The organism is Microbulbifer regidiadema (SeqCode), from assembly GCF_052466995.1.
This window is the reverse complement of sequence record NZ_CP174297.1, coordinates 4572037-4596777: the sequence shown is the minus strand read 5'-3', so window position 1 is coordinate 4596777 and position 24741 is coordinate 4572037. Positions and strand designations below refer to the sequence as shown.

Annotated in this window: 23 protein-coding genes; 13 read left to right on the top strand and 10 right to left on the bottom strand. The window is 55.8% G+C overall.

What is annotated here, in order from left to right; all coding sequences use genetic code 11:
- Positions 1-66 precede the first annotated feature (66 nt).
- The 8 genes from lptB to yjgA all read left to right on the top strand — a co-directional run bounded on the left by lptB (position 67) and on the right by yjgA (position 6680).
- A complete protein-coding gene (lptB, locus tag ACJJIK_RS20135) occupies positions 67-792 on the top strand; it encodes an LPS export ABC transporter ATP-binding protein (RefSeq protein ID WP_444930004.1) in 726 nt (241 codons plus the stop codon).
- Positions 793-986: 194 nt separating this feature from the next.
- On the top strand, positions 987-2447 hold the full coding sequence (locus tag ACJJIK_RS20130) for an RNA polymerase factor sigma-54 (RefSeq protein ID WP_444943694.1): 1461 nt from the start codon (positions 987-989) through the stop codon (positions 2445-2447).
- 195 nt (positions 2448-2642) lie between these two features.
- Positions 2643-2933, top strand: coding sequence for a ribosome hibernation-promoting factor, HPF/YfiA family (gene hpf / locus ACJJIK_RS20125; RefSeq protein ID WP_252465170.1), 291 nt, complete (start codon positions 2643-2645; stop codon positions 2931-2933).
- A 3-nt stretch (positions 2934-2936) separates the two neighbouring features.
- Positions 2937-3398 carry a PTS IIA-like nitrogen regulatory protein PtsN gene (ptsN, locus tag ACJJIK_RS20120; protein WP_444930002.1) on the top strand — a complete coding sequence of 154 codons (462 nt, stop codon included), beginning with the start codon at positions 2937-2939 and terminating at the stop codon, positions 3396-3398.
- 101 nt (positions 3399-3499) lie between these two features.
- Positions 3500-4360, top strand: a complete 861-nt coding sequence (gene rapZ, locus ACJJIK_RS20115) for an RNase adapter RapZ (RefSeq protein ID WP_444930001.1) — start codon at positions 3500-3502, stop codon at positions 4358-4360.
- Between the two features lie 19 nt (positions 4361-4379).
- Positions 4380-4649 carry an HPr family phosphocarrier protein gene (locus ACJJIK_RS20110; protein WP_444930000.1) on the top strand — a complete coding sequence of 90 codons (270 nt, stop codon included), beginning with the start codon at positions 4380-4382 and terminating at the stop codon, positions 4647-4649.
- 101 nt (positions 4650-4750) lie between these two features.
- Positions 4751-6118, top strand: a complete 1368-nt coding sequence (mgtE, locus tag ACJJIK_RS20105) for a magnesium transporter (RefSeq protein ID WP_444943693.1) — start codon at positions 4751-4753, stop codon at positions 6116-6118.
- Positions 6119-6164: 46 nt separating this feature from the next.
- Complete coding sequence (yjgA, locus tag ACJJIK_RS20100) at positions 6165-6680, top strand: ribosome biogenesis factor YjgA (protein WP_444943692.1); 516 nt, start codon at positions 6165-6167, stop codon at positions 6678-6680.
- Positions 6681-6744: 64 nt separating this feature from the next.
- Here the strand turns inward: yjgA and msrB are convergent, their stop codons facing one another.
- From msrB to ACJJIK_RS20065, 7 genes are all read right to left on the bottom strand, one after another.
- Positions 6745-7281, bottom strand: a complete 537-nt coding sequence (msrB, locus tag ACJJIK_RS20095) for a peptide-methionine (R)-S-oxide reductase MsrB (protein WP_444943691.1) — start codon at positions 7279-7281, stop codon at positions 6745-6747.
- 59 nt (positions 7282-7340) lie between these two features.
- Positions 7341-11540 carry a YhdP family protein gene (locus tag ACJJIK_RS20090; protein WP_444943690.1) on the bottom strand — a complete coding sequence of 1400 codons (4200 nt, stop codon included), beginning with the start codon at positions 11538-11540 and terminating at the stop codon, positions 7341-7343.
- A gap of 36 nt (positions 11541-11576) precedes the next feature.
- A complete protein-coding gene (gene rng, locus ACJJIK_RS20085) occupies positions 11577-13064 on the bottom strand; it encodes a ribonuclease G (RefSeq protein WP_444929995.1) in 1488 nt (495 codons plus the stop codon).
- A complete protein-coding gene (locus ACJJIK_RS20080) occupies positions 13061-13672 on the bottom strand; it encodes a Maf family protein (RefSeq protein ID WP_444929994.1) in 612 nt (203 codons plus the stop codon). Before ACJJIK_RS20080 ends, rng begins: the two co-directional genes overlap by 4 nt.
- 97 nt (positions 13673-13769) lie before the next feature.
- On the bottom strand, positions 13770-14249 hold the full coding sequence (gene mreD, locus ACJJIK_RS20075; protein WP_444929993.1) for a rod shape-determining protein MreD: 480 nt from the start codon (positions 14247-14249) through the stop codon (positions 13770-13772).
- Positions 14236-15078 (bottom strand): rod shape-determining protein MreC, encoded by an 843-nt coding sequence (gene mreC / locus ACJJIK_RS20070; protein WP_444929992.1) that lies wholly within the window; start codon positions 15076-15078, stop codon positions 14236-14238. Before mreC ends, mreD begins: the two co-directional genes overlap by 14 nt.
- A 137-nt stretch (positions 15079-15215) precedes the next feature.
- Positions 15216-16250, bottom strand: coding sequence for a rod shape-determining protein (locus ACJJIK_RS20065; RefSeq protein ID WP_444929991.1), 1035 nt, complete (start codon positions 16248-16250; stop codon positions 15216-15218).
- Positions 16251-16606: 356 nt separating this feature from the next.
- On the opposite strand from ACJJIK_RS20065, the gene gatC reads away from it, so the two are divergent.
- The 5 genes from gatC to cysZ all read left to right on the top strand — a co-directional run bounded on the left by gatC (position 16607) and on the right by cysZ (position 21111).
- On the top strand, positions 16607-16894 hold the full coding sequence (gene gatC / locus ACJJIK_RS20060) for an Asp-tRNA(Asn)/Glu-tRNA(Gln) amidotransferase subunit GatC (protein WP_444932386.1): 288 nt from the start codon (positions 16607-16609) through the stop codon (positions 16892-16894).
- A 70-nt stretch (positions 16895-16964) separates the two neighbouring features.
- Positions 16965-18410: an Asp-tRNA(Asn)/Glu-tRNA(Gln) amidotransferase subunit GatA gene (gene gatA / locus ACJJIK_RS20055; RefSeq protein WP_444929990.1), complete on the top strand. Its 1446-nt coding sequence runs from the start codon at positions 16965-16967 to the stop codon at positions 18408-18410.
- An 11-nt stretch (positions 18411-18421) separates the two neighbouring features.
- On the top strand, positions 18422-19873 hold the full coding sequence (gene gatB, locus ACJJIK_RS20050; RefSeq protein WP_444943689.1) for an Asp-tRNA(Asn)/Glu-tRNA(Gln) amidotransferase subunit GatB: 1452 nt from the start codon (positions 18422-18424) through the stop codon (positions 19871-19873).
- Between the two features lie 66 nt (positions 19874-19939).
- Positions 19940-20236, top strand: a complete 297-nt coding sequence (locus tag ACJJIK_RS20045; RefSeq protein WP_444929988.1) for a PA4642 family protein — start codon at positions 19940-19942, stop codon at positions 20234-20236.
- Positions 20237-20280: 44 nt separating this feature from the next.
- Positions 20281-21111, top strand: coding sequence for a sulfate transporter CysZ (gene cysZ / locus ACJJIK_RS20040; RefSeq protein ID WP_444943688.1), 831 nt, complete (start codon positions 20281-20283; stop codon positions 21109-21111).
- Between the two features lie 51 nt (positions 21112-21162).
- Here cysZ and ACJJIK_RS20035 read toward each other — a convergent pair whose 3' ends face one another.
- From ACJJIK_RS20035 to ACJJIK_RS20025, 3 genes are all read right to left on the bottom strand, one after another.
- Positions 21163-22311, bottom strand: a complete 1149-nt coding sequence (locus ACJJIK_RS20035; protein ID WP_444943687.1) for a hypothetical protein — start codon at positions 22309-22311, stop codon at positions 21163-21165.
- A gap of 208 nt (positions 22312-22519) precedes the next feature.
- Positions 22520-24025: an ATP-dependent RNA helicase RhlB gene (gene rhlB / locus ACJJIK_RS20030; RefSeq protein ID WP_444929985.1), complete on the bottom strand. Its 1506-nt coding sequence runs from the start codon at positions 24023-24025 to the stop codon at positions 22520-22522.
- Positions 24026-24072: 47 nt separating this feature from the next.
- Positions 24073-24702, bottom strand: coding sequence for an HvfX family Cu-binding RiPP maturation protein (locus ACJJIK_RS20025; RefSeq protein WP_444929984.1), 630 nt, complete (start codon positions 24700-24702; stop codon positions 24073-24075).
- Positions 24703-24741: the final 39 nt, after the last annotated feature.

The following is a 24741-nucleotide window of genomic DNA, read 5'->3' as shown; positions in this document are numbered from 1 at the left end:
ACAGCGCTATTTACAATGATGTAATCCGCAGCCATATAGCGCTGCGGTCAGATTTCAGGATTCACTATGCCAACGCTACAAGCGTTACACCTCGCTAAACAATATAAGAAAAGAAAAGTTGTTCAAGATGTCTCTGTCAGCGTATCCAGCGGACAGGTTGTCGGCCTGCTGGGCCCCAATGGAGCCGGCAAAACAACCTGTTTTTATATGATTGCAGGGCTGGTGCAGGCTGATGCCGGGCAAGTCCTAATTGATAGCGAAGATATTACCCGCCTCTCCATGCACGGTCGCGCCCGCAAGGGTATCGGCTACCTGCCCCAGGAGGCCTCTGTTTTTCGACGTCTATCGGTACGCGACAATATTCTCGCAATCCTTGAGACCCGCAAGGGACTCAATCGGGCGGAGCGCGAAAAACAGGCCAGGGAGCTACTCGAAGAGTTCAATATTACCCATATCGAAAACAGCCTCGGCATGGCCCTGTCTGGCGGAGAGCGGCGCCGGGTAGAAATTGCCCGCGCCCTGGCTACAGACCCGAGCTTTGTACTACTCGATGAACCTTTTGCCGGGGTCGACCCCATCTCGGTAAACGATATCAAATACATCATCCGCCACTTGCGGGACAGGGGTATCGGGGTATTAATCACAGACCACAATGTGAGGGAAACCCTGGATATCTGCGAAACCGCCTATATCGTCAGCGAGGGCCATATTATTGCCTCAGGCACACCGGATGACGTCCTGGCCAACCAGCAAGTCCGCGAGGTGTATTTGGGACACGAGTTCACCATTTAATGGCAAATGATGACAAGTATAACAAAATACCCCAAATACCGAGAATTTCATCATAATTTATGGGTGAATTAGCCCCTCCCCTAGCGGCTATCGGCACGCTTATTGCTTGTAATAGTTAGGGGGCCGGGGTAGTCTGCGCCATCTCGGGTTAACTTTGATAGACCCATTGTCGCACTGGCCTGCAACTCTAAACTATGAAGCAGTCTCTCCAGCTCAAGCTCGGCACACAGCTAACCATGACCCCACAGTTGCAGCAGGCAATACGCCTCCTGCAACTCTCCACGTTGGATTTACAGCAGGAAGTCCAGGCAGCCCTCGACGGCAATCCCATGCTGGAAGTTGAGAGCGAAGATTTGACCCCAGCGGCAAATACGGAAAAAAACGCTCAGCAAGAACTACCATCCAGTACGGGAGAGGATTTAACCCCCACCGCGAGCGAGGAAAAAGAGCTTGGCGATGCCGACTGGAATCAGGATATTCCAGCAGAGCTGCCCGTTGATACCCAGTGGGACGATATTTACAGCAGCTACAGCGCCCCAACCGAGGGCGAAGACCCCAACTTTGAGCGCAACACCGCGATCGACACACTGCAAGACCACTTGCGCTGGCAATTAAACCTCACCACCCTGTCCAGCCACGACAAGCGAATTGGCGAGCATCTTATTGACGCCATCAGCCCCAACGGCCTGCTCAATACCACAGTTAACGATGTTGCCACCTCTCTGCAGATCGAAGAGGATGAGGTGGTTGCCGTCCTTAAAGCCGTGCAACAATTCGAGCCGGCCGGCTGCGGAGCCCGAAACCTGCAAGAGTGCCTGCTGCTACAACTACAGCAACTGCCTGTGGGGACCCCCTGGCTAAAAGAGGCGCAGACCATTATTGAGCGCCACCTGGAACTGCTCGGAAAACGGGACTTCAGGCAGCTCAGCCGGCGCACACGCCTCACTGAAGCCCAGCTCGGCGAGGTCATCCGCCTTATTCAGACGCTCACCCCCAACCCGGGGGAAGAGTTTAGCGGCGAGCAGCCCGCCTATGTTATTCCCGACATTATTGTGTCGCGCAAGGAACAGCGCTGGCTGGTCGAACTGAACCCCGAAATCACCCCCAAGATCCGTATCAATGGCCACTACGCCTCACTGGTAAAGCGAGCGGACAACTCGCGGGAGAACAACTTCTTGCGGGATCACCTACAAGAGGCCCGCTGGTTTCTGAAAAGCCTGCAGAGCCGCCACGACACCCTGCTGAAGGTCGCCACTTCGATTGTGGACAAGCAGCAGGGTTTTTTTGAGGAGGGCCCCGAGGCGATGAGACCCATGGTTCTGGCGGATATTGCTGAAACCATCGGCATGCACGAATCCACGATATCCCGGGTCACTACCCAGAAGTACATGCTGACCCCGCGCGGAGTCTTCGAACTCAAATACTTCTTCTCCAGCCACGTCAGCACCGACTCCGGCGAAGACGCCTCATCCACGGCGATTAGGGCCCTTATTCGCAAACTTATCGATACCGAAGTCCCCAGAAAGCCGCTGTCCGACAACAAAATCACCCAAGAATTGGATAAACAGGGGATTAAGGTTGCACGTCGAACGGTAGCGAAATACCGCGAATCCATGGGTATCCCCTCGTCAAGTGAGCGGAAACGGCTCGTTTAGCCCCCCCCCCAGAACCGCCAACCACCCTGACCCCAAAACAATGGCCAGTCACAAACCTCTGGCGCCCCTACCGCCCCGCCTGTAACCAAAACCCAAAATTTGAGTGTATCCTTCCATTCTGGCCCACTTCCTAGTAGGGTTGCGACCCGTTAGGGGGTGAGCGCCGACTTGTGATGCACCTTTAAGGAGAAATCCATGCAGATCAATATTAGTGGCCACCACGTCGACGTTACCTCACCTATGCGCAGCTACTGCGAAACCAAAATGGAGAAGCTGTCCAGGCACTACGACAATATCACCAATGCGCAAGTTATTTTATCTGTCGAAAAGCTGATCCAAAAAGCTGAGGCGACCGTACATATTAATGGTCACGATCTCTGCGCTGGATCTGAGGACAGGGATATGTACGCGGCAATTGATGCGCTCACCGATAAGCTGGACCGCCAACTGAAAAAACACAAAGAGAAGTTGCAGAACCATCGCTGAACTATGACACTGGAAGCATTACTCTCTCCCCGCCTCAGTCTTTGCCACCTGGCGGGGAGTAGCAAAAAAAAGCTCTTACTCAATATTGCCCAGGCCATCGCCGAACAATATCCCCAACACGATTCCGATACGGTTTTTAACCAGCTGATCGCCCGTGAGCGCCTGGGCTCCACCGGAATTGGCGACGGCGTCGCCATTCCCCATTGCAGATTGCCCGGCTGTGAAAGCCCCATCGGGGTTCTCTGCACCACCGAACCTGCCATTGATTTTGACTCTGTGGATCGCCAGCCTGTCGACTTGCTGTTTACGCTTCTGGTCCCCGAAGACGCCGAACAGGAACACCTGGATACACTGGCAGAAATCGCCGCCCTGTTTTCCGACAGCCTGGTAAGGGATAAGCTAAGACAGGCACAGAGCAGCGATGAACTCTACGCCCTGGCAATTGATAGCACCGCAGCCGCCTGAGAGCGGTCCGGTAACTGGCACTCAACGCTGAAATTTGCCCCGGTGCCCAGGCAGTACAATAAGCGAAATAATAAAGACTTGTGTAAAGAGGAGGGGTCCCCATGCGCTTGGTGATTATTAGTGGCCGCTCCGGCTCGGGTAAAAGCTCTGCCCTACAGCTGTTGGAGGATGTCGGCTTCAACTGCATCGACAACCTGCCCACCAGCCTACTCCCAGAACTGGTTAAGCGGGTCAGGGCGCAGCCACCGAAAGAAAATACCCCGCTAGCCCTGGGGGTCGATGCCCGCAACCTCTGGCAGGACATCAGGCAAGCTCCCGGCGTTATTGAATCCCTGCGCCAAAGCGGGGTTCAGTGCGATGTGATTTACCTGGATGCGCGGGAACCCGTATTGGTACAGCGATTCAGCGAGACCCGGCGCAAACACCCCCTCAGCAACGATTGCACCCACCTGTTGGAAGCCCTCAACCAGGAAAAAGAGCTGCTCACCCCCATCTCCACCGTTGCGGATATGGTGATTGACACCAGCTCCCTGAGCCTGCACCAGCTGCGCGAACTGATAAAAAACCGCGTGGTGGGCGAACAATCCAGCAGTATGGCGATCCTATTCCAGTCCTTCGGGTTTAAGCACGGGGTGCCGGTGGATGCGGATCTGATTTTTGACCTGCGCTGCCTGCCCAACCCCTACTGGGAACCGAGCTTAAGGGAAAAAACCGGTAGGGATATCGAAGTCGCAACCTTCCTGCGCTCACACCCAGAGACGCTAAAGATGGAGGCCGATATCACCAGCTTCCTGGAAAACTGGCTGCCCTCTTACCAAAAAAGTAATCGCAGCTACACCTGTATCTCTATCGGTTGTACCGGAGGGCGGCACCGATCCGTCTATATGGTTGAGCAGCTGGTAAAAAAGTTTTCCAAAGAATTCGCCAACGTTCAGATTCGTCATCGGGAACAGCAAAAGTAGGCTTTTATCGATCAGCGCCATGCAGAAACAGCAACTGACCATCATCAATAAACTCGGCTTGCACGCCCGCGCCGCCAGTAAGTTTGCGCAGACCGCCTCCCGCTTCTGCTCCACCATCAAAGTGCACTGTCAGGGCAAAGCCGTAGATGGCAAAAGCGTAATGGCACTGATGTTACTCGCCGCCGGCAAAGGCACAGAGCTGGGACTGGAGGTAGAGGGGGCCGATGAATCTGCCGCCCTGGAGGCCATCAGTTCACTCATCTCCAATCGTTTCGGCGAAGCGGAATAGAGGCCGGTATACTATTGCCAAACCGAGGCCCACTCACAAACACTAAATCGTTGAGCTTTTACACTACCTCCCATTTTCACCACTAGCAGTAAGGACTTTTTGTGCCCAGCTCTCCCCAAGCCGAAATCAAGTTCCGCGCACAGAATCAGCTGGGTGAGCTGTATGCCGCGCTAGATAGCGGCACGGGGCAAGAAGTCCGGCGCATGCTCAAAACCCTGACCCCACAGAGCATCGCCCAATTACTGGAGAGCTCCCCACCGCGTATTCGCCAGGTACTTTGGAACCTTGTCGATCGGCAAACAGAGGGTGAGGTTCTACAGGAGCTCACCGACGATGTGCGCAGCCAGATCCTCGCCACCATGGATACGGAGGAAATGGTGGCGGTGGTGGAGGGCCTCGATGCCGACGACATCGCCGATATACTGCAACAACTGCCAGAGCGAGTCGTCGCCGAAGTACTCTCGTCGATGACGGAAACCGACCGCCTCCGGGTCGAAAGTGTCCTCGCCTACGATGAGAGCACAGCCGGCGGCTTGATGGATACCGACACCATCTCCGTCCGCCCCAACCTTACACTGGATGTGGTGCTTCGCTACTTGAGGCGCCATGAACAGTTGCCGGAGTCTACCGACAGCCTGTTTGTTGTTAACCGCAGAGGCCAATATATCGGCCTGTTACCGCTGTCCAAGATTCTCACCACAGATCCATCGGTAACTGTTCGCGAAGTGGTCAATACCGATGTGGAACCCATACCCGCAGATATGCCCGACACCGAAGTGGCGCGACTGTTTGAAAAATATGATTGGATTACCGCGCCGGTAGTCGATGAGGACAACCGCCTGCTGGGACGAATCACCATTGATGATGTGGTCGACGTCATCCGCGAAGATGCCGACCACTCCCTGATGAGCCTCGCAGGCCTCGACGAGGAAGAGGATACCTTCGCCCCAGTAGGGCGCACCGCGCGGCGGCGAGCCGTTTGGCTGGGTATTAACCTACTCACGGCACTTCTCGCCTCCTGGGTGATCAGTCTGTTCCAGAATACCCTCGACAAGGTGGTCGCCCTGGCAGTGCTAATGCCTATTGTCGCCAGTATGGGGGGCGTGGCTGGCAGTCAAACGCTCACCGTGGTCATTCGCGGCATGGCCCTCGGCCAGATTGGCCGCAGCAACTTGAGCTGGCTGCTCTCCCGTGAACTGGGCTCGGCGGCACTCAACGCCCTGCTGTGGGCTCTGGCGATGGGACTGATCACGGCCATGTGGTTTGACGATATATGGATCGCCGTCATTATCGTCGCCGCCATGGTCATCAACCTATTAACCGCTGCGCTCGCCGGGGCCATACTGCCCGTTGCGTTGCGCGCTATGAAAATTGATCCCGCCCTGGCCGGTGGTGTAGCACTGACTACAGTCACCGATGTAGTGGGCTTTATGTCTTTTCTGGGCTTGGCCACTTGGTACTTTAGCTGAGTAGCCTCTGAAGCAAACCCCCTTATTTACCGAAAGCGAACCGAAGATGTACGAATACGACGACTACGATGACGACCTGCCAAAAAGTAAAACTCAGGTCAAAAAGGAAATGCACGAACTCCAGGACCTGGGCAAGCAGCTGACCGAGCTCTCCAAGGCCCAGCTGGCCCAAGTTCCTATCGACGAGGACCTACTGGAGGGCATCGAGACTCTGCACCGGATCAAATCCAACGAAGCGCGCCGGCGCCAGATGCAGTACATCGGCAAATTGATGCGCAGTGCCGACCAGGAGGCCATTGAAGCGGTATTAAACCGATTTAAAGAGCGAGACCAGCAACACCTGCGTTTCGATAAGATGGCCGAAGACTGGCGCAAACGCTTACTGGAAGAAGGCAATAGCGCCCAGGGTGAGTTTTTTAATCAGTACACCGGTATTGATCACCAACAGCTGCGCCAATTGATCAGAGATTCCCACCGGGAGATCAAAAATAATAAGCCGCCAACCAACCAGCGCAAACTCTTCCGCTATCTTCGCGACTTTTTTATTCAAGAAGCAGAATAAGATCTCGGGGGCGCTCAGTAGCAACCCGCTGCCAGCGCCCTAACCCTACTTAAACCTTGGGAGATTATGGTGTTTTCTTGTCTTCCGGTGCTGGGACAAAATCCAGGGCGAGGGAGTTGAGACAATAGCGCAACCCGGTTGGCTCCGGACCATCTTTAAAGACATGCCCCAAGTGCTCCCCGCACTTTGACAACACCTCTGTGCGCTTCAACCCCCAGCTGTAGTCGTCCTTTAAGATAATATTTTGCGGGTAGGCTACGTCCCAGAAACTGGGCCAGCCAGTGCCGGACTTATATTTTTGCTCAGAGCTAAAAACCGGTAACCGACAGCCCGCAGTGATATAAGTCCCTTTTTGTTTGTTGTACAGAAGCTGCCCGCTAAAGGCGCGCTCAGTCTCCTTTTCCCAAAGAATATTGTAGCGCTCCTGCGGCAGAATCTTCTTCCACACCGATTTGGGAATCTGTTCGAGATCAGTCCCCTCCGCAATATGCCTCTCGGCCTCGGCGACCGTCATAGTCTGATCGCGCTGCGGATCATCCGCCGCCGTGCAGGCCGAAAGGGTAACGGCGGCGACAACTAGGGAAAGTGAATACCGTGCCATCTGCAATGCTCCTTTTACAGGGAATCAATGAGATGGCTTTTGCATTACGCCATTAAAGCTCAGGCCGCAGGTGGGCGCTGCTCGTCAGAGCTCGCCTCAACCTGTGACTTGCTGTCCCCGTGCTCCAGGACCGCTCCCTGGCGTTTAGCGCCATCTCCATCAAACAGCTTCTCAAATCGCATTTGTGGGTCCGCCCAACCACCGCTGATGCGGTAGCTCACGCTGGCAACCTTTTTAACCTGCTTTTTAAACGCCTTACTGATCAGGTAGACCCCCGCCGCTGCGGGCAAGCCCCCAGCCAGGGCGGCAACCAGAGCCAGATTGTTGCCTACCGGCAAGGTGGCTACTAAGGTCAAATCCAGATCTTCGCGGAGCAAGTTGACCCGCCCCGCCATTTGCAGCTCACTGGTAGGCCCCTCCACCTGGATTGGTACCGCAATAAGCAGCTGGCCATCGCCCTCAAAGACCACTTCACCGCGCACCCGATCAAAGGCCATACCGCTCTTGTAGAGATCGGAGAAATCAAGGCGCAGGCGCCGGGCCCAGGTATCAAAATTAAACAGTGACAACAGGCGCAATACGGTAGAGCCCGTGGCACCCGTTGAGCGCAGGAAGCGGCCATCGCGAATATCAATCTTAAGCTCCCCGGAGAGAAGGCTGCCCTTGGCCTGTGCCGGAGAACCCGCCCATCGAAAAGCGGTAGCAAAACTCGCGGACTTGCTCTCAATCAGCGGCTCATGCCCCATCTTGCGCTGGATATCTGCGAGGTCATCGGCCACCAGTCGACCGCTAAATTGCGATGACTCCTGACCCTCGGCATCCCTCGCCCACACCAGCTCAGCGCCCAGTTCCTCACCCCGCTGACCCTGTCCTTCGAGGCGGAACCCCCTTACCGTACCGTGAATATCAGTCAGCACCAGGCGATCCGTCGATGATCTCACCTTAAATGACCAGGGGCCCAGTACCTCCTCACCGATTTGGAGGATTTCGGTGCTGAAATCGATCTGCGGCACACTGGTAAAATCAAATCCGGCCAAGGGGTCTGAGACCACCTCTTCCACAAAGGGGTCCAGAGGAAATGCCTCAGTGTCAGGCTGCGGCTGTTTTTCAGGCATAGGGAGGCGCAGATGCGCGAGTTGCAAGCGCAGCGGTGCGCTGCCATCCAATACTCCCGTCAGATCCCCGGCCGCCATTTCACTATCAAATTTGAGGCTCCAGTCTGCCCCCACGCCCTCGCCGCTCACGTGGATATGCTCAATATCCACAGAGCCTAACTGCAACTGATCAGTACTGACATCCAGGCGTATCGGCAGTGGCGTACCGGTAGTCTCGACATCCTCGGAGGGGAGAACTGTTGCGTCGGCAAGAGCTTTGTCAGTGTTCGGGAGCGCCGGCCCAGGGGATTGATAAATACCCAACAGCGACTTCCAGCGGGGGAGATCCACCGTGGAAATATCTCCGGTCACTGTCAGCGCCCGCTCGGAGGGCAGATTTGCCTCGGCATTCAAGCCGATTGCAGCGCGCTCCAACTCTCCATCAATCAGCCAGAACTGGCCCTGCAAATGCTCGCCATAGTCCATATGGAACAAGCTGCCCTGCTCCCCAATCGGCACCCGCAATACGAAATGAGTTTCTGCCTCCGCCGCCTTGCCCAAAGGCTCAGGCAGGTTCACGGCCACACCGGTCAGGTTGGAGGTGAGTTCAAATACAGCCGCGTAGGGTACTTCCTCGGACTTGGCCGGAATGGTCACCAGGGCCTGGTAGTCCATTTCACCTTCCAGCCACTGCAACTCCGGCCGCGAGCTCCAGTCATACACCGATTCAACCCGTGCGCTGCCGTCGATAACCACCTGGGTATCCCGCGCATCCCCCTCGCCGAAATGGCGGATGCGCGCAGTCAGTGGCCGCCCCCACAGCTTGCCGGTCAGCCGGGTTCCCTCAAGGCCGGTGCTACTGTCGTACTTCACCCGGCCATTTAATGCCGTTGTATCCAGGCGCAGGCCTTCCAGTTGGAGACCACCGCGACTCAAATTCAGTTCGATCTGCTGCTTGGACATTACCGCTGCCCGCCCCAGAGGCAGTGTCAAAGAGACAGCGCCATCCAGCTGTCCGCTCAGGGCCCAATCATCAAAGGCGCTTCCCAGGTGATCTCTGAGCGGGGATTCACGCAACAGCCGCAGCCCATCGGCAGCGGGCCCAACCACATGGGTTTGCACATCCAGGCGCGAACCTCCGTTCGCCTGTGGGGTCACTGCAACCTGGATATCTCCCGCATCCATATTCCAAAGCTTGGCCCTATCGGCGTTGACCCGCACCCTGTCATCATCGAGCAATAAACGGCCATCCACATCCCTGACCCCGGGCCAATCACTGGCGTAATCCAGACTCGCACCAGAAAAGTCGAGCGCCAACTGGATAGTCCTGCGCTCGGGGTGACCCGCCAGGGCGCGGAAGGATTCATCCTCGCCATCCGGGCTATAACTGCTGCCGCGATAGATAAAGGCCGCACTCTCAACGCGCCCCCGATTATTGGTGCCCAGGCCGGTTTTCAGCCATTTGCGCAAATCTTCACTGACTACAAAGGGCACCAGCTCTTCCTGGACAAGTACCTGCGTATCTTTCAATGACAGGGAAAGCACCAAATCCGCCGGTCGCGTCTGGGCGTGAAAAGGTAGCGACAGCATAAACTGGCCACCGACTCGACCGAGCTCCCCCTCCAACTTCAGTGGCCCCGACAGAACACTGACCTGGTTTTCCGCCTTATCGACATCCCAGGCGATGGTGCCGCCGGCCTGCTCAAACCCAAAGGCGTTTTTATACAGGTTGGGGAAGTGCGCACCGAGAGGAGTCCCATCGAGTTCAACCCAACCGCTGGCACCCTCTACTTGCAGGTATCCGCTCAACTGATTAATCGCCGGAGCTCCCCGAAACGCCTCCACGGCAATATCGTTCAAGTTGGCACTGATCTCTAACTGTCGCCCCGCACCCGCTCGCAGGCGTACACTGTACAGCTGGCCTCGGGGTTTTAGCGCACGCAACCACTCATCGGCAGCCCCCTCGAGCAGTGACAAGCGATTTAAAATACCGCTCCAACCAGCGAGGTCGACCACATCGGCCATCAGGGCCAGTCCCTCTCGATCGCTGTGAACCTGCAAATTGAGCGGTGGCATTTGCAGGCTCTGCCAATCGATTTCAATATCCTGCAGCGCTAAACGCCAGTACTCTCCCGGCAACCAGCGCCCCGACAAGTCTCCAGAGAAGGCGCGCAGCGGGGCTAGGATATGCCCCTCGATATCCCCGCTTTTCTGTATATCGGCCAGGCTCTCAACCTGGGCCAAGTCCACTTGTCCCACAATGCGATACCCGCTGGCGGCATCGCTGTGCAGCCACAGGCGGCCATCTGCCCACTTCCTGCCCCGCCAGTGAAAACGATCGGGCAGCGGTGTCAGCTCATGGAGCAAACTGACAATATCCTCATCGAGCAGCAGCTCATTGAGCTGCATATAGCCGCGCAGGGAAAAGTGCTCTTTATCTTTGGGGTTGCCGCGCCCCTCCAATACGAGCCGCAGGGTCTCCTCATCAACCTGACGGCTCTCCCCTTCACGGGAAATAAATGCCCTTGCGGTCAAGCGGTGGAGACTCCCACTATTTTCCAATTGAATTTCCGGCAGATTGATTTCAGCCAGCTGCTCATCGGGCAGGCGGACCGTAATAGCGGCATCGCTGATTTGGATTTTGGGGCTCAACTGAAACAGGCGGGCCGGATCTGCCGCTTTGGCATTGGGCGCCGTACTGCCTTCCAGTTTTAGCGGGACATCGGGAAAACCCTGTAGGTGCCAGAGGCCGTTTTCATCGCGACTGAGCCCGGCGGAAAACTTGTGCATTTGCAGGTCTTTCCACACCAGCTCCCGGTGCCAGAGGCTGGAAAGCAGATCCAGTTGGAATAGGCCGTGCCCCATACCCAACTCGCCATTCTCCCCCAAGCGCAGCCCATCCAGCTGTAGAGCTACCTCTAGGGCCTCCCAGCGCAGGGAGATGCGATCCATCTGCACCGGGACACCCAGCTGCCCGGACAGCCAGCGACTAATCTGCGGGCGATAATTCTCCACTTGTGGCGAAAGCAGTCGGCCCGTCTGCACGATAATGGCCAGTGCGATCACCAGGCTTACCGACAGCAGCCAGAATTTTCTTGCAATCCAGCGTATTACCGCCATCGCTATAGCCTCACCACCGTGCAGATATGGGCCCAGTGCCGACAACAGACACTCGGCCCCTGCGGGCGGGTGAATAGAGGATTACACAAGAACAATGTCATACTGCTCCTGGTTGTATATAGGCTCTACCTGGAACTGAATAGGCCGGTCGATAAACTCTTCGAGATCGGCGACATTGGCCGACTCTTCATCGAGCAAGAGATCTATCACCACCTGACTGGCCAGCACCATAATTTTTTCACTATCGTAAGAGCGCGCCTCGCGAATGATCTCGCGGAAAATCTCGAAGCAAACCGTCTCTGCACTTTTTAGGGTTCCCCGCCCGCAACAGACCGAGCAGGGTTCACATAAAATCTGCCCCAGGGACTCCCGGGTCCGCTTGCGGGTCATTTCCACCAAGCCCAGCTCGGAAACCCCGGTGATACTGGATTTGGCATGGTCCCGCTCCAGGGTCTTCTCCAGCGTGCGCAGGACTTGCCGCTGGTGTTCCGGATCTTTCATATCGATAAAATCAATAATGATAATCCCGCCTAAATTCCTCAAACGCAACTGGCGGGCAATGGCTGTCGCAGCCTCCAGGTTGGTCTTGAAGATAGTCTCTTCCAGGTTGCGATGGCCAACAAAAGCACCGGTGTTGACATCAATGGTGCTCATCGCCTCTGTCTGCTCTACGATCAGGTAGCCACCGGACTTCAGGGTTACTTTATTGTGCAGTGCCCGCCTTATTTCCTCTTCGACACCGTATAAGTCAAACAGCGGGCGCTCACCGGGATAGTGCTCCAGGCGTCCGGCTATTTCCGGTGCGTATTTACTGGCAAACTCCGCCGCGCGACCATGAGCCTCACGGGAGTCTATACGAATCTTTTCCGTATAAGGGCGCGCGAGATCACGCAGTGCACGCATAAATAGCGGCAGATCCTCATAAATCACCGAGGGCACAGGGCGCTCTCTGATACGCCCCTCCAGCTCGCCCCACAGTTTGTACAGGAATGGGATATCCCGCAGCAGTTCTTCCTCGCTCACTCCCTCGGCAACGGTGCGCAAAATAAAGCCCCCGTCGGCGGATAAACCGTCTTCGGCAAGGCGCAGAGAAGCCGCCTCAACCAACTGGCGCAAGCGCTCGCGCTCACTCTCGTCTTCGATGCGGTTGGAGATACCGATATGGCGGGTCTGCGGCATATACACTAAGTAGCGGGCGGAAACCGAGAGATGCGTAGTCAGGCGGGCCCCCTTGCTGCTGATCGGGTCTTTCACCACCTGCACAACCAGTGACTGCCCCTCCCGGACTAAAGCGCGGATGTCTGCCACTTCGGCATCCCGCGCCTCCATACCTTCGTCGTCGAGGGGGGCAATATCCGAGGCGTGGATAAAGCCCGCGCGCTCGAGACCAATATCGACAAAAGCTGCCTGCATGCCGGGCAGTACACGAATCACTTTTCCCTTATAGATATTACCTACAATCCCGCGCCGCGCGCTGCGCTCCAGGTAGACCTCCTGAAGTACGCCATTTTCTACCAGGGCCACCCGGGTTTCGGTCGGCGCGACATTAATTAACAGCTCTTCGCTCAAGATTGGCCCTCCTGCCAATAGGGAATTCCCGCATGATCCAACATGGGGACCAGAGCTTCCAGCGGGAGCCCTACAACATTGCTATAACTACCACTCACAGCCTCAACCAAAGCGGCACCAAAACCCTGAATACCGTAACCACCAGCTTTGTCGGTGGGCTCTCCGGTATTCCAGTAGGCCTCTATTTGGGATTTGGATAAATGGCGAAATTTGACCCGGGTTTCTACCACCCGGCTAAACTGGCGCTCCTGCGAATGCAGGCATACTGCGGTGAACACCGAGTGCTCCACTCCCGACAGAGTCCGCATCATCGACTCAAAGTCAGGAAAATCTACCGGCTTTTCCAGCAGCGTCTCCCCCGCCACAACCACAGTATCCGCCCCCAGAGACCAGAGACCCTCAGGGCCACCGACAGCCCGAAAGCCCGCTGTGGCCTTGTCGTGGGCCAGGCGTTCTATGTACTCAATAGGGCCTTCTGCGGGCTGCTGCTGTTCTATAACAGCGGGGGATAACCGGGAGAAAGACACCCCAATTTGAGCTAATAGCTCGGCGCGGCGCGGCGAACCCGAAGCCAAAAGAAGCCGATTGTCAGAAGCACTTTTTGTCACTCTAATACATATTCCCTGTGGACCAGCGGCTGATTATAGCGGCACTGTTCGAAAATTAATCAATTTTTTACACTGATTTACAGTGCCGACGAGACGGTCAACGAACGTGTAAACGCCTGGAAAGGCTTCCCAGCCACGGGGTTACCCAGGGCCAGAGCAGGGCTGTGGTCAGGGCTGGCCACAGGAAAGTCAGCCCGGGCACCGATTTGCCTTCGAGGCCGTGTACCCAATTGCCCACGACTTGGTGGATGCCCACCAACACAAATACCCACAGCAGTTGCTGGGCCGGGTTAAAAGCTCGGGTGCGCTGATAGGTGAGCAAGCTGAAATAGGCGAGAACCGATAGAGCCAATGCGTGGGTTCCGAGACTCGCCCCGGTGACTAAATCCTGCAAGATACCGATCATCCAGGCAAATCCCACCCCCAGGCTCTGGGGCATACGCGTAATCCAGAATATCACCAGTAGAGCCGGAAACGCCGGGCGAAACCAGAGCCACTCCTGTGGCAGGGGCATAATGGCGAGCAGCAGTGACAGCAGAATAGTGACCGCAATGAACCAGCGGTTATTCGCTTGCAACAGAGCGCCCTCCATCACCGATAACCGCCAGTACAAAGCGACTGCGATTCATCCGGCCTCTGGGCAGTACCTCCGCCTCGACAAAAGGCTTACCCGGATCTCTCTGCACCGAGACAACCTCACCGACCGGATAACCTGCGGGAAAGCGGCCGCCCAAACCAGAGCTGAGTAATAAATCGCCCTCGCGGATATCGCTGGTATTGGCCAGGTGGCGCAGTTTCAGGCGATAGAGGTCACCGGTGCCCTCGGCGACGGTGCGCATACTGTTGCGCAGGACCTGTACGGGAATGGCGTGGCTCGAGTCCGTAATCAGCAGGATGCGGCTATAGGAATCGCCCGCCTCAATTACCTGGCCCAGCAAACCGCTGGCATCCATTACCGGAGTGCCGATATCAACGCCGTCATCGCGGCCCTTGTCGATCAGCAGCACATGCTCCTGGGGGTCCGGGGTGACGCCGATCACCTGGGCCACCAGTACTCGATCATCGACCATTTCTGCCGAATTCATCAGCTCTTTCAGGCGGGTATTCTCCGCTTTAACTGCGGCCAGCAACTGGCTGCGCTGCTCCAGCAACAGAACCTGGCGCTTGAGGCGGCTGTTCTCTTCTTGCAGCTCCTCGCGCGAGCGAAACTGCTCATCCGCCCAATCACCCACGCGCTCGGGAGTTCCTGTTACCCAGTAAAGTGGAGCAACAACCCCGGATAAGCGCTCGCGCACCGGCTGGAACCAGTTGGTGTAATGGTCGGAGACGATCAGTGCGATGGCGAGTATGACGAGAAAGCCCAGGCGGTATTCGGCAGAGGGACCGCGGGTAAATAGCGGCTTCACAGGCAACCCCCTCTTAGCAGGTCAAATCAAACATGGTGAGAACAGTACAAGCCCCGAAGACGGCTCGCACTGTTTTTATTACAGGGAACTTGCGGACACAGCCACAAGCTCCCCAGCAGGTTACGCAGTACTGTCTACTAGTTAGACATCAGGTAGAGGCGGTTGCTATCCAGCATATCCAGTGCCTTGCCGCCGCCGCGGGCCACACAGGTCAGCGGATCGTCGGCAACGATCACCGGCAGGCCCGACTCCTCCATCAACAGGCGATCGAGGTCGCGCAACAGGGCGCCACCGCCGGTCAGTACCATGCCGCGCTCAGCGATATCGGAGGCCAATTCGGGGGGAGATTGCTCCAACGCGCTTTTGACCGCCTGTACAATCCCGGTCAGCGGCTCTTGCAGGGCCTCGAGGATTTCATCGGAATTCAGGGTGAAACTGCGGGGGACACCTTCGGCCAGGTTGCGGCCGCGCACGTCGATTTCGCGAACCTCACTGCCCGCATAGGCGCAGCCAATTTCTTCTTTAATTCGCTCGGCGGTCGCATCACCGATCACACTGCCGTAGTTGCGACGCACATAGTTGACGATAGCCTCGTCAAAGCGGTCACCGCCGATGCGCACAGAGTCGGAATAAACCACACCATTCAAGGAGATAATGGCGATCTCAGTGGTGCCCCCACCGATATCCACCACCATGGAGCCGCTCGCCTCCTCGACATTCAGGCCGGCACCAATTGCAGCGGACATCGGCTCTACGATCAGTGACACTTCGCGGGCGCCGGCGCCCAGGGCCGACTCGCGAATTGCGCGGCGTTCCACCTCTGTGGATTGACAGGGAACACACACCAGCACTCTCGGGCTCGGGCGCATCCAGCTGTTTTCATGCACCTTCTTGATAAAGTGCTGCAACATTTTTTCAGTCACCTGGAAGTCGGCGATAACACCGTCCTTCAGGGGCCGAATAGCCGTAATATTGCCTGGGGTCCGGCCGAGCATGCGCTTAGCTTCGACTCCGACAGCCTCAACAATTTTCTGACCATTGTAGTGACGTATAGCAACGACAGAGGGCTCGTCGAGTACTACGCCGCGATCGCGAACGTAAATCAGCGTGTTGGCAGTTCCCAGGTCGATGGAGAGATCACTGGAAAACATACCCCGCAAACGTTTAAACATGGAATTCGATTACCTTGTACTAATTGTCAGCCCCCAGGTCGGGCACTGCGGGCGCGGCTTCTTTTATGGATATAAATCCTACTTAGTCCGCATAAATAATTCTGAGTTCCGAGCCGCATTTCGAATCGGATTCTACGCAAAATACCGGAGTCTCTCATCACTCGGCAGGATTCGGCAAACTCTAACAACCGCTAGGCATCAGAGCAAGGCTGAAGGGCGGTCATTTGAGGCCCGCGATTCATTACTGCCCGGGCCGGTGAGAATATTACCCCATTGTGCTAAATTTGCCGGTTCTGCCCGCTGAACTAATCCGGGCAGCTTTCGACTCGCAACTCAAGCTGGAGGAGTCCATCACCATGGCAGTGGATACGCAAACTGTAGAAAAACTCGCGGAGCTGGCCCGTATCGCCATATCCAAAGAAACCATCGAAGAAGTCAGCAGTCGCCTCGGAGAGGTTTTGCAACTGGTCGACCAGTTACAATCCACCAATACCGATGGCATAGCCCCGATGGCGCACCCGCTCGACGAAGTGCAGGAACTGCGCACCGACACAACAACAGAAGCGAATAAGCGCGAAGACTTCCTCGAGCTGGCTCCCCAGACTGAAGAAGGCCTCTACCTGGTTCCCAAAGTAATTGACTAACAGCCCAACACTGACAAAGTCCGCTTTAATACCCAGCCCTCAGCCCGCCTAGAGCCTTTAAGGGAATAACATGCATCAGCTTACTATCGCCGAGATCATCCGTGGATTGCGGAGTAAAGAGTTCTCAAGTACAGAGCTAACCCGCCATTTACTCGGCCGCATCCAGCAACTGGACAGTAACTACAACAGTTTTATTAGCGTCACCGAAGAGAGCGCCCTGGCGCAAGCCGCAGCCGCCGACCAGCGCCTGGCCAGCGGTGAGGCAGCGGCACTGTGCGGCGTGCCCATCGCCCACAAAGATATTATTTGCACCAGGGGCATACGCACCAGCTGCGCCTCCAAGATGCTGGATAATTTTATTCCCCCCTACGATGCCACCGTTGCTGAGAATCTCAACACCGCCGGCGCCGTTACCCTGGGCAAAACCAATATGGATGAGTTCGCCATGGGCTCCTCCAACGAAAGCAGTTTTTACGGCCCGGTAAAAAATCCCTGGAATACCCGCTGTGTTCCCGGCGGCTCCTCCGGCGGCTCGGCTGCGGCAGTTGCTGCACAACTGATACCCGGCGCCACGGCCACCGATACCGGCGGCTCTATTCGCCAACCGGCAGCGCTCACCAACACCACCGGCTTGAAGCCCACCTATGGGCGCATCTCCCGCTATGGCATCGTGGCCTACGCCTCCAGCCTCGATCAGGCCGGCCCCATCGCCCGCAGCGCCGAAGATGTGGCTTACCTGCTGTCCGCCATGGCCAGCCACGACCCGAAAGATTCCACCAGCCTGAAACAGCAGCCCACTGATTTTACCGCCGGGCTGAATAACCCGATTGCCGGACTCCGCATCGGAGTGCCCCGGGAATACTTTGGTGAGGGCCTAAACGCTGAAACCGCAAGCCGGGTTCAGGAGGCTTTGCAAGAGTTCGAGAAACTGGGTGCGCAACTGGTCGATATCAGCCTGCCACATACCCAGTTGGCGATACCCGCTTACTACGTGATTGCCCCCGCCGAAGCCTCTGCCAACCTGTCTCGGTTCGACGGGGTGCGCTATGGCCACCGCTGCGAGGAGCCCAAAGACCTGCGCGATCTCTATATGCGCTCCCGTGGCGAAGGCTTCGGCGAAGAGGTACAGCGCCGCATCCTGGTGGGCACCTACGCACTGTCCGCCGGTTATTACGATGCCTACTACAACAAAGCCCAGCAGGCCCGGCGCCTGATCAAGCAGGACTTTGTCGAGGCATTCGAAAAGGTGGATGTGATTATGGGCCCCACCACCCCCTCCCCCGCTTTCGAACTGGGCGCCAAGAGCGCAGACCCGGTGGCGATGTACCTGGAGGATATCTACACCATCGCCACCAACCTCGCCGGACTACCTGGCATGTCTGTACCCTGTGGCCTGGTAAACAATATGCCGGTGGGCCTACAAATTACCGGCAATTACCTGGATGAGGCGCGCATGCTCAATATCGCCCACCAATACCAACAGGTAACCGACTGGCACAAAGCCAGCGCCGTATAAGGAGATAAATTGTGGAATGGGAAATCGTTATCGGGCTGGAAATACACGTCCAGCTCTCCACCCAGTCAAAACTCTTTTCCGGCGCCAGCACCCGCTTTGGTGCCGAGCCGAACACCCAGGCTTGCGCCGTAGACCTGGCCATGCCGGGCACACTGCCGGTACCCAATGAGGAAGCATTTCGCTATGCGGTAATGTTTGGCCTGGCGATGAACGCGGAAATCGGCAAGCGCTCGGTTTTCGAACGCAAAAACTATTTCTACCCAGACTTGCCCAAGGGCTACCAGACCACCCAATTGGAGCAACCGATAGTCGGCCCCGGCGAAGTGGAAATTCACCTGGAAGATGGCAGCAGTAAAAAAGTGCGCTTGCACCACGCCCACCTGGAGGAAGATGCCGGCAAATCCCTGCATGAGGATTTCCACGGCATGTCCGGTATCGATCTCAATCGCGCCGGTACGCCGCTGATTGAGATTGTCTCTGAACCGGATATGCGCAGCGCTGCCGAAGCGGTGGCCTACCTGAAAAAAATTCACAGTATCGTAACCTACCTGGGCATTTCCGATGGTGATATGTCCCAGGGCTCACTGCGCTGTGATGCCAATGTATCCGTGCGTTTAAAAGGCGAAGAAAAACTCGGCACCCGCACAGAATTAAAAAACATCAATTCTTTCCGTTTTGTCGAGCGCGCAATTAAAGTCGAAGCCGAGCGTCAGATCGACATCCTGGAAGACGGCGGTACCATTACCCAGGAAACCCGCCTCTACGACGCAGACAAAAATGAAACCCGCTCTATGCGCAGCAAAGAAGTGGCCAATGATTACCGCTACTTCCCCTGCCCTGACCTGCTGCCAGTTGTACTCACCGATGAATATGTCGAGCAACTGCGCAGCATTCTGCCAGAACTGCCTGATGCAAAAGCAGCCCGCTTCCAAACGGAATACCAGCTATCCGCTTATGATGCAGATCAGCTGACACAGGAGCGTGCCAGTGCAGACTATTTTGAAACTGTGAGTAAATCCTGTGGCGAATCCAAGCTTGCCGCCAACTGGATTAACGGTGAACTGGCAGCGCTGCTCAACCGTCGTGAACTTACTATTTCACAATCTCCGGTTTCTGCCGACCAGCTAGCTGGACTAATCGCACGGATCAAAGACAACACCATTTCCAGCAAGATCGCCAAACAGGTGTTCGAGGCTATTGCCGACGGCGAGGGCAGTGCCGATGAGGTGATCGAAAAACGCGGTCTGAAACAGGTTTCCGACAGCGGCGCTATCGAACAAATGGTGGATGAGGTGATCGCTGTAAGCGATGCTCAGGTAGAAAACTACCGCAAGGCCGATGAATCAAAGCGCCCCAAAATGATGGGGTATTTCGTCGGGCAAATTATGAAAGCGTCCAAGGGGCAGGCAAACCCGCAGATGATCAATAAAATCCTTAAACAAAAATTAGATGCACTGCTTTAACTCACAATATTTTAACACCTGGGGCGGGCCCTGCCCGCGCCTTATTTATCTAGCAAGGATATCGTTTTGAGCCAGAAAAAAGACAAACAGAAGGTCCTCGGAGAAGTGTTTGATGAGGAGCGCATTGCCGGCTTCCTGGTTGGCGAAGCCCCCACAGGCGTCAATCGGGATTACCACCTGCTCGAACGCGCCTACCGCAGTATGAAAGTAGAGAGCTTTGCCACTTTTGTAACACTGTTTCTCGCTGAGGGCCTCGACCTGAACAGCCCCGGCCCCGACGGCAAAACCCTACTGGCACGCATTGGCGAACACCGCCAGGGCGCTGAGTATCGCGAAATATTAAAAGCCGCTGGCGCCAACTAACAACCCCTGAAAATTCGGGCATTGCACCAGCGAGAGGTGAGTGTATGACTTCAAACCCCGTTCACGGTATCGACGCACTGGTGCGCGGTATCCACTTAATTAGCCGGCGCGAGTTGCGCCCCTTTATCCTGGTGCCACTGCTGATAAATCTGGTACTGTTTATTCTTATCAGCGGCATTATGATTTCACAGCTGGGCGGACTCAGCGATTATATCGGCAGCCTGCTCTCCCACACTCCGGTCAATACAGAAAATATGTCCTGGTGGGAGGCGATGATGGCCAAGGGTGCTGCCTGGGCTGCCAGTGCTTTTCGCTGGCTGGCCTGGATTATTGCACTACTGGTGCTTTTCCTGTTCTTTCTTGCCTACGGCTATTTATTCAGCGTTATCACCAATATCATCGCCGCCCCTTTTAACGGGCTGCTCGCCGAGAAGGTCGAGGAACTGCTCACCGGCAAAGCTCCCCCTGCCGAGCCGATAATGCAAATGGTGTCGCGCACCCTGGGCCGAGAGTTGCGTAAGCTCGGTTACTTCGTGTTTTGGGGGCTAATCGTATTTATTATTGCCATGCTCACTAGCTGGACCATTATTATCCCCATAGTGCTCACCGCCGCCTGGGGCGCCTGGTGTATGGCAATTCAATACGTCGACTATCCACTGGATAATAACCAGCGTCCCTTTGCTGAATTAACCTCAGTACTGCGCCGTCGCAAACTCACCACCCTGGCCTTTGGCGGCAGCGTAATGCTGGCCAAAATGGTGCCCATTTTAAATATCTTTATTATGCCTGCGGCCGTTGCCGGTGGTACCGCTCTGTGGATTGAGAGGCTGCGTATTGAAGGCAACCCAGATTCTCAAACTCCAGTGCTTCAGTAACCCCGCCTAAAAATACACAGTCCTCTCATGCAGAGGGCTGTGTATTTGACATCACCGACCTGAGGTTTTCTTTTTTTTCAGAGCCCGATACCAAGGCTGCTGTCCCCTGGCAATATAAGCCGTTGCCGACAAGCACTTGGCCAAATATTCAAGCTCCCGCGTCAACGCCTCCCCAGAAAGCCCCCTGCCGATCATCTGCTGGAGCTTGTCTGCCAACAGTGCATCGCGCAACCCCTCAGGCCTCTGAATACCCGCAGACAGAATTTCTGGAATCCACTCAGATAGCTCGCGCACGCTAATCCAGTCATTTCCCTGTTCGGGATAGCCAGAAAAATCCGTATCAAATGCCAGGCCTGAATCGTTACTCAAAAAGGTATCGTTCAGCTGTTGATTGGAATCTTTGAAGTGCATAAAGAATTGCCGGGCATCACTCCGCGATGGTATCAGCTGAGTGTCATCCTCTTGCATCATTGGCTTCAGCTTAATCAGCTCGGACTCCGCCACCCCCAATGCCAATAATTTATGGGTGAGTAAAAACTCCTTTCTTGCCACACCCTCATTCACCTGCCGAGCCGACAGTTCTACATCGCCCTCAAGCAAACTGAGGAAGTCGCTCACAATATCGCCACCGTGCAAGGCTTCCCGACTAAAAAGTCCAACCTTGAGGGCATCGGCTCCAAATACCGACGCCCACACCTTTAATTTGGCAAAATAGTCGTAGTAGATCTCAATATCCTTACTGAGGGAGGGAAATGCCCCTTCGTCGTGGCCAAGTAATTTACTTGAGGAGCTCCGCTTGGACGCGGCCCCTCTCGCCCCTTGTTTTTTAAAGGATATCGCCTGTAGATCTTGCCTACGCAGGTAAACAATCACCACAACCTTATCGAAATGCTTGGCACATACTCGCTGAACGCGCTCAATATCATCACGCTGATACAAGTAGCAAAGGTGCTCTGCCGACACTATAGTTCGGTCGCTGCGCCTAGTAGCAAGCAATTTATCGAAGCGTGAATTAACTTGAAAATGGAGCTGCTCTCTCTCCTCGACAACGTCAACACAGCTAGAGGAATTGCCCTTTTTTCCCAGGGAGAGGAATTCGAAGCCGGCCCTATTCAGGGCCTGTTCTTGCTCTTTCATCGCCAACTGAAGGGAGCTGGAGCCGGTTTTATGGAAGCCGATATGTAGATAGAGGGTGCGCATCGGAGTATTAACTGTAATTTTTATTGAGTGGGGGAGTCAGCATGCGAGCCACTCCAGAATTGCAGGAGCAACGCTAAACAGTGGGGCTTGGCCTTATTGCAACAGGCTAAAATACCTAACTTTAGGGCAGGATTGAGAACTCAAAATCCACCAAGGCCATTAATACCGATGCTGCAAGGGTAACAAGCCCTTGCAGCAACAGGGAAAGTCAGTGCCGGCGTGGGCGGCGATGCCCACCAGAGCCTCCGCGACGTCCATCGCGGTCACCGTGACTGCGTTGAACTTTTACTTTGGGAGGTTCCACCAAAAGCTCTTCCGGCGGTACTTCACACTTGAGCTTGCCACCGAGCAGCTGCTCAATGGGCTCCAAACGCATAGCGTCATCTTCACAGGCAAAACTGATAGACGTGCCGGTTTTACCCGCTCGGCCAGTTCGACCGATGCGGTGTACGTAATCTTCAGGTTCTTCGGGCAGGGTAAAATTCACCACATGGCTAATGCCGTCGATATGGATACCGCGCCCGGCGACATCTGTAGCCACCAGCACCTTGGTTTTGCCGGACTTAAAGTCATCGAGGGTGCGAACCCGCTTGTTTTGCGCCACTTCACCGGAGAGCAGACCGGCGGAAATACCGTGGGCGAGAAGCTGCTCGTGCAAGCGGCGACACTGGTCGCGGCGGTTGGCAAACACGATCAGGCTATCCACCTCTTCCCGCTGCACAATGTTATAGAGCAAGGTGTACTTTTCTTCGCTGGCAGACAGATAGACATGCTGCTCCACCGAATCCGTGGCCACGCGCTCCGGCTCAATCTCCACAACTACCGGGTCATCGGTCCACTGCTCCACCAGATCATCAACCTCAGGGGTAAATGTGGCAGAGAAGAACATGGTTTGGCGGTGGGTTTTGCGTGGGGTCTGGCGCACAATGCGGCGCACCTGGGGGATAAAGCCCATATCCAGCATGCGATCCGCTTCATCGATCACCAAAACTTCCACCTGATCCAGGTAGCAATCCCGGTTGCCGACAAAGTCCAGCAGACGACCCGGCGTAGCCACCAGGATATCCACCAGGCGCTCATTCAGGTTTCTCTGCTGCTTGTCGTAATCCATACCGCCAACCAGAGTGTGAATCTCCAGGTCGGTATGTTTACACAGCGCCTTGGCGTCATCGGCAATCTGCATCACCAGCTCGCGGGTCGGAGCGATAATCAGGGAGCGGGCTTCACCGGCATAACGCTCCCCATCAAAGGGATGCTTGAGCAGATCGTCAATTACAGTGATCAGGAAGGCGGCGGTCTTACCGGTACCGGTTTGCGCCTTGCCCACCAAATCGTGGCCATTGAGAGTGTGGGGAAGGGAGCGGCCCTGGATAGGTGAGCAATACTGGAAACCCAGATCGTAAATAGCGTGCATCAACTCATCGGGCAGTCCCAGGTCGTGGAAGCGTACCTTGTCCTCCTGCTCCGCCACCTGGAATTCATCCAGGGACCAGGGTGCCGAAGCCTTCGGCGCCCTGCTGCGCTGGCGCCCTTTTTGAGCACCTCTGCTACTGCCCCTGCGCGACTTCCCCTCCGCCTGTGCGGATTTTGTACGCCCCTTGGCAGCCTTATCAGACGGCTTTTGCCCTTCTTTTCGGCGCTCGGAGCTGTCTTCTCCCCGGCGGGAGCCCTTATCCTCTTTGGAGGAGGAACGGCGGAACAACTTTCCTATCAAGTGAAATACTCGCTCAAATGTTCAAATAATCGGCGAGTATAACATCTCTAGGCACCTCCCTGCCCGCTATAGTGACGGCACAGCCAGTAATCCACACTGAAAAAGCGCCCAGCCCCACTACAAAATAGCGCCAACAGCATAATGAAATAGGTCGCTGCAAACTCAATACCGTTCTTTAGAATAGTTACGCCGCCAGTTTCCATTAGCCATTCGTAGTTACCGTGCTCTTTCAGTAGACCCACAATCTTCTCTTTGCGCACCGAGGCCCCTTCAATCAAATCCTTGCGCCACTCCCAGGGCACACTCAGGGTTTTATCCGGCAGCGCCGACCAGCCGTACTCCCAGTGGACCGTGGCCGCCGCCACCGCCATCACAAACATCAGCGGAATCACCGCCAGCCGGGTCGCGCCTCCCACCAGGATAGCGACACCGCCAACAAGCTCCACCAGTGCAGTCATCCAGGCCATCAACATGGGCGCCGGAAGGCCCAGGCCCCAGTCGGGGTTGCCAAACCAGGCGGCAATATCTTCGATATGGCTCACCTTATTCATACCCGCGAGGATAAAAATCGGCGCCAGATAAATCCGCAACAACAGCGGCCCCAGCCAGTCGATCTTGCGCGCATAGCGCACAAAGCCTGTGTACCCGCAGCTCAGGCGATTCATAACACCACCCATTTAGCTCACTCCATCATCAGCGTCTCTGTTCACTTTAGT